The sequence below is a fragment of the Azospirillum sp. B510 genome (genome assembly GCF_000010725.1).
GTDB classification, from domain to species: Bacteria; Pseudomonadota; Alphaproteobacteria; order Azospirillales; family Azospirillaceae; genus Azospirillum; species Azospirillum lipoferum_B.
Genome location: NC_013854.1, coordinates 2,783,729 through 2,797,306, shown reverse-complemented (window position 1 = coordinate 2,797,306; position 13,578 = coordinate 2,783,729). Strand labels below are relative to the sequence as shown.

General features: G+C 71.5%; 12 protein-coding genes. 7 read left to right on the top strand and 5 right to left on the bottom strand.

Translation table 11 applies throughout. The features are described from left to right. The first annotated feature begins 19 nt into the window (after positions 1-19). Positions 20-2,671 carry a hybrid sensor histidine kinase/response regulator gene (locus AZL_RS13070; protein ID WP_247894215.1) on the top strand — a complete coding sequence of 884 codons (2,652 nt, stop codon included), beginning with the start codon at positions 20-22 and terminating at the stop codon, positions 2,669-2,671. 51 nt (positions 2,672-2,722) lie between these two features. Here AZL_RS13070 and AZL_RS13065 read toward each other — a convergent pair whose 3' ends face one another. Beyond that, positions 2,723-3,646, bottom strand: coding sequence for a solute carrier family 35 transporter (locus AZL_RS13065; protein ID WP_052293667.1), 924 nt, complete (start codon positions 3,644-3,646; stop codon positions 2,723-2,725). A gap of 195 nt (positions 3,647-3,841) precedes the next feature. Here AZL_RS13065 and AZL_RS13060 point away from each other — a divergent pair, with 195 nt between their 5' ends. From AZL_RS13060 to AZL_RS13050, 3 genes are all read left to right on the top strand, one after another. Beyond that, positions 3,842-4,483 carry a hypothetical protein gene (locus AZL_RS13060; RefSeq protein ID WP_012975015.1) on the top strand — a complete coding sequence of 214 codons (642 nt, stop codon included), beginning with the start codon at positions 3,842-3,844 and terminating at the stop codon, positions 4,481-4,483. 73 nt (positions 4,484-4,556) lie between these two features. Beyond that, positions 4,557-4,742, top strand: coding sequence for a hypothetical protein (locus AZL_RS13055; protein ID WP_042443122.1), 186 nt, complete (start codon positions 4,557-4,559; stop codon positions 4,740-4,742). A gap of 161 nt (positions 4,743-4,903) precedes the next feature. Next, positions 4,904-5,641, top strand: coding sequence for a cold-shock protein (locus tag AZL_RS13050; protein WP_012975014.1), 738 nt, complete (start codon positions 4,904-4,906; stop codon positions 5,639-5,641). A 57-nt stretch (positions 5,642-5,698) separates the two neighbouring features. Here AZL_RS13050 and AZL_RS13045 read toward each other — a convergent pair whose 3' ends face one another. Further along, positions 5,699-6,136 carry a CBS domain-containing protein gene (locus AZL_RS13045; RefSeq protein WP_042443121.1) on the bottom strand — a complete coding sequence of 146 codons (438 nt, stop codon included), beginning with the start codon at positions 6,134-6,136 and terminating at the stop codon, positions 5,699-5,701. 92 nt (positions 6,137-6,228) lie between these two features. Beyond that, positions 6,229-6,900, bottom strand: coding sequence for an NnrU family protein (locus AZL_RS13040; RefSeq protein WP_012975012.1), 672 nt, complete (start codon positions 6,898-6,900; stop codon positions 6,229-6,231). A gap of 164 nt (positions 6,901-7,064) precedes the next feature. On the opposite strand from AZL_RS13040, the gene AZL_RS13035 reads away from it, so the two are divergent. Both AZL_RS13035 and AZL_RS13030 read left to right on the top strand, forming a co-directional pair. Further along, positions 7,065-7,706, top strand: a complete 642-nt coding sequence (locus tag AZL_RS13035) for a DedA family protein (protein WP_012975011.1) — start codon at positions 7,065-7,067, stop codon at positions 7,704-7,706. 264 nt (positions 7,707-7,970) lie between these two features. Beyond that, positions 7,971-8,423 (top strand): hypothetical protein, encoded by a 453-nt coding sequence (locus AZL_RS13030; RefSeq protein ID WP_042443119.1) that lies wholly within the window; start codon positions 7,971-7,973, stop codon positions 8,421-8,423. A 125-nt stretch (positions 8,424-8,548) separates the two neighbouring features. On the opposite strand, the gene AZL_RS13025 is transcribed toward AZL_RS13030, so the two are convergent. Both AZL_RS13025 and AZL_RS13020 read right to left on the bottom strand, forming a co-directional pair. Then, positions 8,549-9,328: a gamma-glutamyl-gamma-aminobutyrate hydrolase family protein gene (locus AZL_RS13025; protein WP_012975009.1), complete on the bottom strand. Its 780-nt coding sequence runs from the start codon at positions 9,326-9,328 to the stop codon at positions 8,549-8,551. 11 nt (positions 9,329-9,339) lie between these two features. Then, positions 9,340-10,365 (bottom strand): amidoligase family protein, encoded by a 1,026-nt coding sequence (locus tag AZL_RS13020; protein ID WP_012975008.1) that lies wholly within the window; start codon positions 10,363-10,365, stop codon positions 9,340-9,342. Between the two features lie 364 nt (positions 10,366-10,729). Here AZL_RS13020 and AZL_RS13015 point away from each other — a divergent pair, with 364 nt between their 5' ends. Beyond that, positions 10,730-13,516, top strand: coding sequence for a hybrid sensor histidine kinase/response regulator (locus AZL_RS13015; RefSeq protein ID WP_012975007.1), 2,787 nt, complete (start codon positions 10,730-10,732; stop codon positions 13,514-13,516). Positions 13,517-13,578: the final 62 nt, after the last annotated feature.

Below are 13,578 nucleotides of genomic sequence, written 5' to 3'. Positions count from 1 at the left end.
CGGGGACGGCGGCCGGACGATGTGGGGCAACTTCTCTTCGATCGCGTACGACCTTGCCGAGAACATCGCGGCGAGCGCCTTCGTCGTCCTCGCCTACACCTTCCTGATCCGCCGGTCGGACGGTTTCGGCCTGCTGACCCGGCAACTCGTCTTCGGTGTGACGATGGCGCTGACCGCCATCTTCTCGATGATCCACCCGATCCATATCGGACCGGGAATCTTCATCGACGCGCGGGGGCCGCTGATCGGACTGAGCGCCCTGTTCGGTGGTCCGCTGTCCGCCGCCATCACCGCCGTCGCGGTCGCCGGCTACCGGCTCCATCTCGGCGGAGCGGGGACGGCGGCCGGGGTCGCCAACGCGCTGCTGTCCTTTCTGACCGGCATCGGTTTCGCCATCTGGACGCGGCGGCGCGGCCAGCCGCTGGGCGCGGTGCCGTTGCTGTGTTTCGGGCTGCTGCTGGCGCTGGTGTCGATGTCCACCCTGCTGCTGCTGCCCTCCCTGGAACTGGCGCGGGAGGTGGCCGAGCGCACGGCGCCGGCTCTGCTGGCGATCATTCCGGTCGGCACCCTGTTCCTGGGCGGCCTGCTGCTGCGCGAGCAGCGCCACCATGATTCCGAGCGGCGGCTGGGGGAGAGCGAGGCGCGCTATCGCCTGCTGGCCGACAACGCCACCGACATGATCCTGGAACTGAAGGCCGACGGGTCGGTGCGCTACCTGTCGCCGTCGGTGCGCGACATCCTGGGGCACGACCCGGCGGAGATTGTCGGCCATTCCCCGGCCAATCTTCTGCACCCGGACGACCTGGACGCCGCCGCGCTGGCCTTCGCCGGGCTGAAATCGGGATCGCCCACCGTCACCTTCACCCACCGGCTGCGGCACCGCGACGGCCATTACCTATGGGTCGAATCCAGCATGCGCCCGGCGGTGGGCTCCGACGGCGGTTTCGTGGTGATCGGCGTCGTCCGCGACGTGACCGAGCGCAAGCGCTATGAGGGGGAATTGTCGGCCGCCCGGGCGGAGGCGGAGGCCGCCACCCGGGTGAAGTCGGAATTCCTCGCCTCGATGAGCCACGAGATCCGCACGCCGCTGAACGGCGTCATCGGCTTCGCCGACCTGCTGCTGGCGACCGAGCTGACGCCGGAGCAGCGCCAGTATGTGGCGCTCCAGCGCGAAGCCGGGCGCGGACTGCTGGCGATCATTGGCGACATCCTGGATTACTCGAAGATCGAGGCCGGCAAGCTGGAACTGGAGGAGCGCGCCTTCGACCTGCACCGGCTGCTCCGCGACTGCCGCGACCTGATGAGCAATGCCGCCTCGCAGAAGGGGCTTTTGCTGCAACTGTCGCTGGCCGGCAGCGTGCCGCGTTTCGTCCATGGCGACGAGGCCCGCATCCGCCAGATCCTGCTGAACCTCGTCGGCAACGCGGTGAAATTCACCGAACGCGGGTCGGTGCTGGTGTCGGTCGGGCTGCTGACGGGGCCGGGGGAGGGCGGAGGCGAGGGGGCGCCGGTCCTGCTGCGTTTCTCCGTCAGCGACACCGGCCCCGGCATCCCGCCGGCCGATCAGGCCAATCTGTTCCAGCGTTTCAGCCAGGGCGACCGCTCCACCACCCGGCGCTATGGTGGTACCGGGCTCGGCCTCATCATCTCCAAGCAACTTGTCGAGCTGATGCGCGGGCATATCGGCGTGCAGAGCAGTCCGGGCGTCGGCAGCACCTTCTGGTTCGAACTGCCGCTGCCGGTCGCCGCGTCCCCCGGACTGGTGGCCTCGGGAGCGGGGGCCGAGCGCGGGCGGGCCGCCCCGGCGCGCGGCGCCCGCATCCTGCTGGCCGAGGATGTGCCGATGAACCAGATCGTCACCTCCTCCATCCTCTGCAAGGCCGGCCATACGGTCGAGGTGGCGGAGGACGGCGTCCTGGCGGTCGAGGCGATGCGCAAGGGTGCCTTCGATCTCGTCCTGATGGACATGCAGATGCCGCGGATGGACGGCTTGCAGGCGACCGCGGCCATCCGTCAGCTCGGCGGACGCAAGGGGGCGGTGCCGATCATCGCGCTGACCGCCAACGCGCTGACCGAACAGCTGCAACTGTGCCTGGATGTCGGCATGAACGACCATGTCACCAAGCCGATCGAACGCGACACGCTGCTGTCCGCGGTCGAGCGCTGGCTTGATGCCGGGGCTGGGAATGACGTCGAGGGCGATGCCGGGCGGTCCAATGATGGGCAGTCCGATGATGGGCGCCCCGATGGCGGCCGGCCCGACGGCGGTGACGCGGCGGTGGTGTCGGCCGGCCCGGCCGCCGAGCCGGACGCCATGCCGGTGCTGAACCGCGCGGCGCTGGACACGCTGGCCGACACGCTGGGCGCCGATATTCTGCCCCGCTTCGTCCATGGCACGCTGACCGAACTGGCCCTGCGCGTCGACCGCATCAGCGAGGCGGGCTCGGCGCAGGCCGCCGCGACCGACGCCCATGCCATGGTGTCGCTGGCCGGCAATCTCGGCCTTCAGGAGCTGTCGCGCACCGCCCGCAAGGTGCAGCATGCCTGCGAACAGGAACGGCCGGACATGCCGATGCTGAAGGCCGAGCTGCGCGAGGCCGTCAACCGCGCCTCCGCCGCGGTGCGGGCGGCGCTGCCCACCCTGGGCGTGGTGGTGGAGACGGCGCGCTGAGGCGGCACCTTGCCGGCCGGGGATCGCCAGCCGGGGATCAGCGGCCGGGGATCACCGGTTGACGATCAGGGCGACGCCGGCCACCGCGACCGCGGCGCCGGCCCAGGCGCCCAAGGCCGGGCGCTGGCCGGTCAGCAGCCACATCATCGGCAGGATCAGCACCGGGCTGAGGGCCGACAGGGTGGCGACCACCCCGGCATTGCCATGGGCCAGCCCGATCAGCAGCAGCGTCATCCCCAGCCCGACGCCCAGCAGCCCGTTGCCGGCGATCTGGAGGACAAGCTTCGGCGTCAGGCCGCGCGGCAGCAGCCCGCCCAGCAAGCTGCGGCCCTCCACCGTCGCGGCACCGCCACGCAGAGCCGACAGAGCGCCGATGCCGGTGAACATCAGCGCCGCCGTGGTGACCCGCACGGCGGCCGAGGCGATGGGATCGGCTCCCGCCGCCATCACCGGCTTGGCGATGATCGACCCGGTGGCCTGTCCGACCGCCGCCAGCAGGCAGACCGAGACGCCGGCCAGCAGGTTGCCCTGGATCGCCTCCCAGCTGTGGGTGGAACCCGAGCGCAGCGCCACCGCCAGCATCACCCCCAGCGTGACCAGCGCCACGCCGAGCACGGTCCAAGGACCCAGCGCCTCTCCCAGCAGGGCATAGGCGAGCAGGGCGGTCAGCGGCGCGTTGGCGGCGTAGATCACCACGTTGCGGCGCGGCCCCAGCCGGCTGAGCGACCAGAACAGCGCCATGTCGCCGACGACGATCCCCAGCAGTCCCGACAGCGCCAGGGTCAGCGCGGCGCCGGCATCCAGCGTCTGCCAGCCCCCCATCAGCGTGGTGGCGATCAGCAGGGCGGTGGCGACGATGGTCAGGCGCACGCGGTTGAAGGCGATGGAGCCGAGCGCCCGCACCGGACCGATGGCGATCAGGCCGCCGGCGGCCCAGCACAGCGCCGCGCCCAGCGCGGCCATGTTGGCGATCATGATGGACCTTTGGACCGTCGGTTCGAGGAGGGGGAGGCGCACTCTACAGTCCCCGCCCGCTGCCTGCGAAATGAGCAAGATGCATGGCCGGGCCGATCTTCCGCCCGTCCGCCGGAACCGTCCCCCATGCCCCGCCGTTGAAGTGGTCGAAGCCCGCCATCCAACGGCTCAGCCGATCCGAGGAGGACGCGACCGATGCGCACGGAGGTTCCAAGATCCGGGTTCCCAAGATCCGGGTTCCCAAGGCCCGGCCCGGCGGCGCTCGCCCTCGCCGCCGGACTTTTCGTCAGCCAGCCGGCGGCGGCTCAAACCGGGGCGGCTCAAACCGGTACGGTCCAGGCGGCACAGGAGGGCTGCGCCGCGATGGTGGAGCGGTTCGCCGCCGATCTCGGCCTGTCGACCGCGCCGCCGCCGGTCGCCGTTCCCGGCCCCCCCGGCCTGTCCGGCTCCACGCCACGCGACGAGCCGGGGTCGGGCAGCGGCGGCCGTGGCGCCCAGGGTCCCGACAGCGAGCGGCTGGCCCAGTCCGGCGGCATGGTGGCGCCGCCCGCCGTCGATGACCGGTCGGTGATCGCACCGCCCTCCATCGGCAGCACCATGCCCACCGCCCCCGCGGTCGGCCCGCAGGCCGGTTCGCGGGCGGCGCCCGACAGCGGACCGGGCGGTTCCGGCGGGGGTGACGGGCTGATGGGGCAGGCGGCGCGGAACGCACAGCTGGAATCGCTGGTCACCGCCGCCCGCGGCGCCGCCCGCGACGGTGACGAGACCCGTTGCATGACCAGCCTGGACGATGCCCGGCGCCTGTCACGCACGGCGCCCGGCGGTCATGGCGGCTGAGGCCGGCGGGTGCGTACCGGTTTCGACATGCCCGGAAGATTGCGGCACGCAATGCGAATTCGAGGAGCACTGTATGGCTTTCAGTCTTGGTCCCTATCCGCCGTCCCCGCCGCGCGAACCGACCATCCCCGACGAGCCGTTGCCGGTGCCGGGCGACCCGTCGCGCCCGCCGCTGGGGGAACCGCCCGTCCCCATTCCCGTTCCCCCGCGCGAACCGCCGCCGCTGCCCGACCGTCTGATGGACCGTCTGATGGGGTGAGCGGCCTCCATCGGCGGGATTCGTCGCCCGTCCGGCCTATTCGGAGCGGTCCCGACTTGCCAAGAGCGTCCGGACGGGCGATGAGTCAGGGGTTGGCGTCCGTCGGTCCGCAGATGGACCGGCATGGGCGCCGCTTCTGTTTGCCGGAGTTCGGGTTTCCCATGCACAATCAGCCCCGCAGCCACGTCTATCGCCAGCCCAACGTCGTCGCCACCCAGGTGACGGCCACCGTGAAATGGTTCAATCCCGAACGCGGCTACGGCTTCGTCAAGGTCGGCGACAGCGGCAAGGACGCCCTTCTGCCGGCCTCGATCGTCGTGCCCGCCGGTCATACCACCCTGCCGGACGGCGCCACCGTCGTCGTCGACATCGTCGAGGACCGCAAGGGCCAGCAGGTCAGCGTCCTGCACTCCGTCGATCTGTCCACCGCCGTTCCGGCCCGCCCGCAGGCGCGTGACCGTGGCTTTGGTGACCGTGGCTTTGGTGATCGTGGGGGGGATCGGGGGTTTGGCGACCGTGGTGGCGACCGTGGCTTCGGCGGTCCGCGTGACCGCAATGCCGGCGACCGTGGCGGCTTCCAGGGCCGGGGGTTCCAGGACCGGGGCCAGGGCCGGGGGGACCAGGGCCGGGGTCAGGATCGGGGCGGCTACCAGGATCGCGGCCCTCGCCGGCCGCAGGCGGACGGGCCGACCAGCGAGATGGGCGGAACGGTGAAGTGGTTCAACGGCGGCAAGGGCTACGGCTTCGCGCAGCCCGATGACGGCGGGCGCGACGTCTTCATTCCGGCCCGTGCGCTGGAAAGCGCCGGTTTGCGCGGCCTGGATGACGGGCAGCGCGTGCGCATGACCGTCCGCCAGACCGAAAAGGGCATGGAGGCGGTCAGCCTCAAGGTCGAGTGATCGCGCCCCAACCGCCGCCTGACGGGCGGGCGGCGGTTGGGGGTGCAGGCGGCCGGTTCAGACCGGCCGGTCCGGCTGGGAGGGGGAGGAGATCCGCTCCAGCGCGTCCTGCACCGCGCGGTCGTTCTTGGCATTGCCGGCGAGGTCGCCCAGCGAGACGATGCCGGTCAGCCGGTCGTTGCGGTCCACCACCGGCACCCGCCGGATCTGCTGACCGGCCATCAGTTCGGTCACGCTGCCGACCGGATCATCCTCATAGCAATAGCGCGGGTTGGCGGTCATCACCTCCGCCACCTTGCAGCGGTCGGGCTGCTTTCCGGCGGAAATCGCCCGGATGGTGATGTCGCGGTCCGTCACCACGCCGACCAGATCGCGCCCGTCGCAGACGGGCAGGATGCCGACATTCAACTGGTCCATCAGTTGCGCCGCCCGGCGGATGCTGTCGTCGGGACGGACCGTCTGCACGTCGCGGGTCATGATCTCGCGGATTTTCATGCGGGGGCTTCCTGGAGCGGTGGCGATGGGGCGGCGGCGAAGGATGCTCATCCCCTGCGGTCTTCAACAGATGCGCCGCTCCGCCGCCGCGCTCAACCTACCCAGTAGAGGGGATCCACCCCGAACAGCAGGGGGTGCAGCATCAGCATGCCGGCATAGGCGGCCAGCCCGCCGGCCAGACGCGCCGGTCCCATCTCCACCAGCCCCCGTCCGGCCCCGCGCCAACCCTGCGGCCCGGCCAGCGGCACCAGCGAGGTCTCCGCCCGGAAGGCCCGCCCGGCTGAACCGCGGCCAAGCAGGATCTCGTTCTTCACCAGCGCGAACAGGGCGATGGCCGCCATGGTGCCGAACAGCAGGACCCGGCGCCCGTCGCCGGTGGCGTTGAGATGGGCCAGGGCCCACAGCAGCAGCGCCAGACTGCCCGGCGCGCGGGTCAGGCGGTAGATGCCGCGCGGCGGGTTGGGCTCGCTCTGGCCGCCGAAGCGGGTGGTGACGCGGGCGACCAGCAGCAGGAAGACGACGGGCATCACCAGCGCCACCAGCGGAGCCGCCCAGCCGGCGGGGGTGAACACCACCTCCCCGCCGTCGGCGGCGCGGTAGGCCAGCACGAACAGGGTCAGCGCCGCCAGCGAGCCGATGGAGTGGATCGCCACGAAGCCGCCGCGGCCGAGCCGGGCGATCAGCGCGGGCCGCAGTCCCGGCCAGGATGGCAGGGCGTGGCTGAGGAACAGCAGGGCGGCGGCAAGTGCTAGGGATGCGGTCATGATGAATACAGTCAACCGTGGACGAACGACCCGCGCCTTGATCGGGGTCAAGAGCGGGCGCGGTCAAGAAGACGGGAGACGGGGAACGCCGGCGAGGCTCCGGCGGTTCACGGGGAGGAGGCCCGCCTCTCCCGCAACCCTCCCCCCAACCTTCATGGCCCGCGATGACCGAGTGGATCATCCAGATCGTTCAGCAGTTCGGCTATCTCGGCATCTTTCTGATGCTGATCCTCGCCCGCGTGGCTCCGCCGGTGCCGGCGGAGACGGTGGTCCCGCTGGCCGGCATGGGGGCGGCGACGGGGGAGTTCAATCTGCTGCTGGTGGCGCTTGCCGCCGGGCTCGGCTCCGCCGTGGGAGAGCTGGCGTGGTATGTCCCGGCCCGCTGGATGGGGCGCGAGCGCTTCGAGTCCGCCTTGCGCCGCCACGGCCACTGGCTGACGGTGAAGCCGGAGCAGGTCCACCGCGCCACCGGCTGGTTCGCCCGGCGTGGTGGCGTCGCCGTGCTGCTGTGCCAGCCGCTGCCGGGATTGCGCACGCTGATCTCGGTTCCCGCCGGGGCCTGCGGGCTGCCGATGGGGGTGTTCCTGGTCTATGCCGCCATCGGGGCCTCGCTATGGTCGCTGGTGCTGGCCTGCGCCGGCTATCTGGTGCGGGTCGGCTTTCCCTGGATCGCCGACTGGATGGTGCCGGGGGCGCTGGCGCTGTTCGTCGTCCTGCTGGCGGCCTATGCGCTGCGGCTGGCCCGCCACCGCCGCGGCAACCGCCGCGACAACCGCCGGGCGGGAGTTTCGCCGGAGGGCGGTTGAGCGACGCCGGCCGCCAGCAGAACCGCCGGGTCGAGATCGTCATCTCCGACGGGGGCCGGGTGGCGGAGACGCGCTGACGCGCCGTCCGTTTTCCGCAAAAAAGCGCTGGTGGCGACCGTGACCATCGCCGGATCGGCCTGTTCTAAACCGGTGAAGGACGCGAGGCCCGCATCGGACGCCGCGATGGCGGCCCACGGTGCCGGCCCGCCCGGTTTCCAGAAGATGCCCGTATGCGAGGCGTCGCCACCATGAAGGAGTTCGAGGATGCGTAACCTGATGATCGGTGCCGTTTCGGCGGTTCTCCTGCTGACCACCCCGGCCTTGGCCCAAACCGCTCAGCAAGCCAACCCCGGCACCCTCAAGGGCAGCGGCGCCTACGACACCGCCCCGAGCGCCGGCAGCGGCAACACCGGCCCGGACGGAGTCGTCCGCACCCCGCCGGGTTCCACCATGTCGCCGTCGGCCGGCTCGTCCGGCGGTCCTCTCACCACCTCCCCCAACGGGACGGGGACATCCGGCTCGTCCGGGACCGGCGACGGCGGCATGACGGGGTCCTCGGGTTCGGTGATGCCGGGCGTCACCACCGCGCCCTCCGGCATGGGCAACAACACCGGCAGCACCATTCCGCGCGACAACCAGACCGCCACCGGCACCCATTGCCCGCCGGGCACGCCGAATTGCGGTCCGGGCGGCAACGGCGGAAGCGGCGGCCAGTAACCGCCGCATCCCCGCCAACGGCGCGGGCGTCCCGGAGCGGCCATTCCCTGACCCTCCGGCGGCGCCCGCGCTGTTTTCGTGACCCTTTTCGCCGCCGTTTCCGCAGCCGCCGTCAGCGGGATGTGTCAGCGGGAAGCCCGCGCCGGCCGCCGCCGGACGGGCGGGTCTTCCGCCGGATCCTCCAGGGGCGGGGGCGCGGTGCCCGCCCCCGTGCCCGCCCCTGTGCCGGCCGCCGTGGCGACCAGATGGCGGAACAGCGCCTGCTGCCGGCTGTCGGCGACCAGATATTCGGGATGCCATTGCACGCCGAGCAAAAAGGGCTCCTGCGGCGCCTCGATGCCCTGGACGATGCCGGCGCGCTCGCGGGCGACGATGCGCAGGCCGTCGCCGACGCGGTCCACCGACTGGTGATGCAGCGCGTTCACCCGGCATTCGCCGATGCCGAGGATGCGGTAGAGCCGGCTGTCCGGCTCGATCCGGATGCGTTTGCGCGGCAGGACCGTGCGCATGTGCGGCGCCTCCTCATACACCGCGTGGATGTCGACGTGGAGCGAGCCGCCGCGGTGGACGTTGATCATCTGCGATCCGCGGCAGATGCCCAGCACCGGCAGCGCGACCTTGGCGGCGCAATCCAGCGCCCGCAGCTCCAGCCGGTCGCGCTCCGGATCGATGCGGATTTGCGGACTGGCCGACTCGCCATAGAGCGCGGCGTCGATGTCGTCGCCGCCGCCGACCACCAGGGCGTCCAGCCGGTCGATGGGGAAGGGCGCGTCGGCGGTGATGCGGACGGAGGAGGCGCCGGCCCGCCACAGCGCCAGCCGGTTGGCCAGGGCGGCGATGCGGCTGCCATGGACCGAGGCGGTGAGGCCGACCAGCGGCCGCGACCTGGCGATCAGGGCTGCCATCGCGCGCTCCTTCAGCCGGCCTGACGGGCGGCGCCGCCTGTGGCGCCGCCATGGATGCCGGGATTCGCCCCCAGCAGCTCGTCGATGCGTCCGGCCCAGCCCTCCAACCGCCGCGCTTGCGCGGCGTGGCGGTACTCGGTGCCGAGACCGTCGAGCAGGGCGCGGTCGGCGGCCAGCCGCTCCACCGTCACCCAGCGGTTCCAGTCGGCGGCGAGCGACCAGCCGGGATCGCTCAGCCGCGCGTTCGGCAGCCGGTAATGGAAGGTCGGGCGTGGCCGGACATGCGGATCCGCCAGCACCGTCGCCAGACGGCCGGGAATGGGATTCAGGGCGGCGCGGGCGAGATGGGCGAACAGCGGGAACAGGTCCAACTCGCGGTTTCGGGTGGGGTTGTCGGCCAGATAATCGTCGATCAGTCCGCCGAGGTCCGGGCGATAGGCGGGATCGACCAGCTTGGCGGCATAGGTGGCCGGGAAGGGAGCGATGAAGCCGGACAGCCGGCGGGTGACGTCGACCCGGATTTCCCGCCGCAGCCAGGGGGCCAGCAGCAGGAAGGCCTTCAGCATGTCCAGCAGGTGGTCGCCGTCGGTCCGCGCCACCTCCGGATTGAAATGCAGGCCGAAGGCGAACAGCGGGCTGGCCTCGGTCCCGGCGGCGCCCAGTGCGCGCAGGCAGACCACCAGCTCCTCCAGGTCCGGCAGTTGGTCCATCGTCACCGGCGGTGCGGCGATCTCGAAGGGCATCACCAGGCTGCCGATGTTGCCCCACAGCGGGCGCAGGGGATCCAGCATCGCCGCCCCTCCCTTGCCGCCGTGGGCGGAGCGCATGTCCAGCTCGACCGTGAAGTCGCCGAGCCGGGTGCCCGTCACCAGACAGCGGTGCGGGTTTTCGACGGTCACCGAGCCGCCGAACAGCCGGTGGACGCAGGCCGCGGCCGAGGGCGCGTCGAGATCGGCGAACTCGAGCTCCACCCCCACGCGGCGCGGCATGCCCTGTGCGGTGGTGCGGAGCGGAGGGAGGAGGAAGGGAATGGTCATCGCAGCCCTTCAACAGCCCGCATGGCGGCCTGTTCCCGCCGGCGGTCCCGTGACACAACTCCAGCGTGGCTGGAAATCGCAGGGCGCGGTAATCGCGGGAATTCAAGAAAGCCGCCAGGCTATAGCCATTTGGACGGCCGCCGCCCAATCGGGGTATATTTTGATTTCGGATGTGGATATGGATCGATTACCGAAGTGCCGGCGGAAAATCCCGCCTTCGGTTCATATTCTTTCGTATATCCGGTACTGTTGTTTGCCAAATTAACCGGCGCTTAACCATAAGTGCGGTAGCAACGAACTTGCGGACCGGTCGCGCATCCGGCGTTCCATCCGGTCGGCTTCGCGGAGGAGCCCCGTCCACGCCATGACCCTTCTGGCACGCCTCTTCATTCTGGTCCTGCTCGCGGTCCTGCCGGCCATCGGCATCCAGATCTACGGCGTGCTCGAACAGCGGGCGGAACGCGAGGCGGAGGTCACCTTCCAGGCCGAACGGCTGTTGCGTCAGATCGAGAGCGAGCATGCCCGCGTCATCGACAGCGCCCGCCTGCTGGTGACCGCGGTGACGGAGGCGCCGTTCCTGCGCCGGGGCGACATGGTCAACTGTCAGGCCTATCTGGAACGGCTGGCCAACCGCTCGCCCGATTACCGCACCCTGTCGATCGTCGACGCCGACGGGCGCATCCTGTGCAGCGCCGATCCGTCGCGCGTCGGCGCCTCGCTGGCCGCCCAGCCCCATTTCCGCCGGGCGATGGCGGAGGGGCATTTCGCCATCGGCGAATGGACCCTGACCCGATCCGATGCCGGCGGCGGGGAATTGCCGGTGGCCGCCCCCTTCATCGACCCCGAAGGCCGGCGGGCCGGCGTTGTCGCCCTGTCGCTGGACGTGCCGCGGCTGACCGCGGTGTTCGCCGCCCGGCCATTGCCGCCGAACACCACCCTGACCGTCGCCGACCGCTCGGGCACCATCCTCGTCAAGCTGCTGGGCTTCCAGGGCCGGGCCGGCGAACGGCTGCCGGACAGCTACCTGCCGCTGCTGACCGCGCGGGAGCAGGGGGTCGCCACCCTGTCCGGGCCGGACGGCGTGCCGAGCATCCTGGCCTATTCCCCGCCATCCGTCGGCATCCACGACCTGTTCCTCAGCGTCGGGGTCGACCGTGGCGCCGCCATGGGCATGGTGGACCGCGCCACCCGCGACGGGCTGCTGATGACGCTGTCCGGCTTCCTGGTCGCCGCCGCCGCCGCCTGGATCGGCGGCACCCTGTTCATCCGCCGGCCGGTCGACGCGCTGGTCTCCGCCGCCCGCGACTGGAGCGAGGGCAAGACCGCCACCCGCGTCAAGCTGTCCGACCGCTCGTCGGAGATCGGCCAGCTCGGCCATGCCTTCGACATGATGGCGGACCGCCTGGAGGCGCGGGAAGCGGCGCTGCGCCGGTCCGAGGGCCATATCCGCGCCGTGCTCGACGCGCTGCCCGCCTATGTCGGCGTGCTGACGCCCGACGGGGCGGTGGCCCAGGTCAACCGGGCCGCCGCCGACGCGGCCGGACTGCCGCCCGCCCGCATCCTCGGCCGCCCCTTCGAGGAGATCTGCTGGCTGTCCTTCGACGATGCCGGGCGCGATCGGCTGCGCCAGGCGCTGGCTCTGGGGGCTGACGGCTGCTCCTCCCGCTTCGACGCCGGCCTCCGGCTGACGGCGGGGCGGGACAGGGATGGGCGGGACAGGGCGGCGCGCGAGATGACGGTGGACGTCACCTTGACCCCGATGGTCGATGCCGACGGTCAGGTCACCCACCTGATCGCCACCGGGATCGACATCACCGAGCGCAAGCGCACCGAGGCCGAACTGCACCGCGCGCGGGAGGAGGCCGATCAGGCCAATGACGGCAAGTCGAAGTTCCTCGCCGCCGCCAGCCATGACCTGCGCCAGCCGGTCCAGTCGCTCTACCTCTTCACCGCGGCTCTGGGCGACCGCATCCAGGGGCATCCGGCGCTGCCGATCCTCGACAACATCCGCCAGGGGCTCGACACGCTGAAGGGCCTGCTCGACGGGCTGCTGGACATGTCGCGGCTGGAATCGGGCAAGATCGTCGCCGCTCCGGTCGAGGTGCGGCTGAACCAGCTGCTCGGCCGGCTGGTCGCCGAATATGGACCGCGCGCCACCCAGAAGGGGCTGGAACTGCGCGCCGTGCCGACCCGCGCCTGGGTCCGCACCGATCCTGCCCATCTGGAACGCATCCTGCGTAACCTTGTCGAGAACGCGCTGCGCTACACCGGCAAGGGCAAGGTGCTGCTGGGCTGCCGCCGGACGTCGTCCGGCATGCGGGTGGAGGTGTGGGACACCGGTGTCGGCATCCCCGCCGACCGGCTGGAGGACATCTTCGAGGAATTCACCCAGCTCGGCGAGCGCAGCGAGCGCGGCCTGGGCCTTGGGCTCGCCATCGTCAAGCGGTTGTCGCGTCTGCTCGGCCATCCGGTGACCGTGCGGTCGTGGGAGGGCAGGGGGTCGGTCTTTGCGGTGGAACTGCCGCGGGTGATCCTGGGATCCCAGCGTCCAGCCAACGGCACCGCCGCCGCCGCCGCGACCCTGGCGCGCCGATCGGTCGCCAATGATGGAGGCCGGGATGGCGCCCGGGATGGTGGCGACGGTGCGGCCAACGGCCGCGGGCAGGCGATCAGCGCCATCGCCGCCGCCTTCGGTGGCCGCAAGGACGGTGGAGCCGCGAAGGCGGCCGCCGGGCGGGCGGCCGTCGTCCAGGCGGCGAATGGGGCTGGGGCGGAAGCGGCCAAGGGCATGGTGCTGGTGATCGACGACGAGGCGATCATCCTGCTCGGCCTCAAGGCGATCCTGGAGGGGTGGGGCTACGACGTGCTGACCGCCAAGTCGGGCGATCAGGCGCTGGAGCGGCTGCGCGCCGACGGCCGCTGTCCCCGGATCGTGCTGGCCGACTACCAGCTCCAGCAGGGCCGCACCGGGCCGGAGGCGGTCAGCGCCGTCCAGACCATGCTGGGGCAGGCCGTTCCCGGCATCATCCTGACCGGCGATACCAATCCCGAACGCCAGGAGGAGGCGGAACGCCGCGGCTTCCGCCTCCTGCACAAGCCGGTCTTCCCCAACGAGCTGCGCCGCATGATGGCGAGCGCCGGGACGGCGTGACGGGGGGCTGCCGCGGCAGCGATTTTGCCCCACCCCCCCCCGTTTCGCGGGTCCCTCCCTCC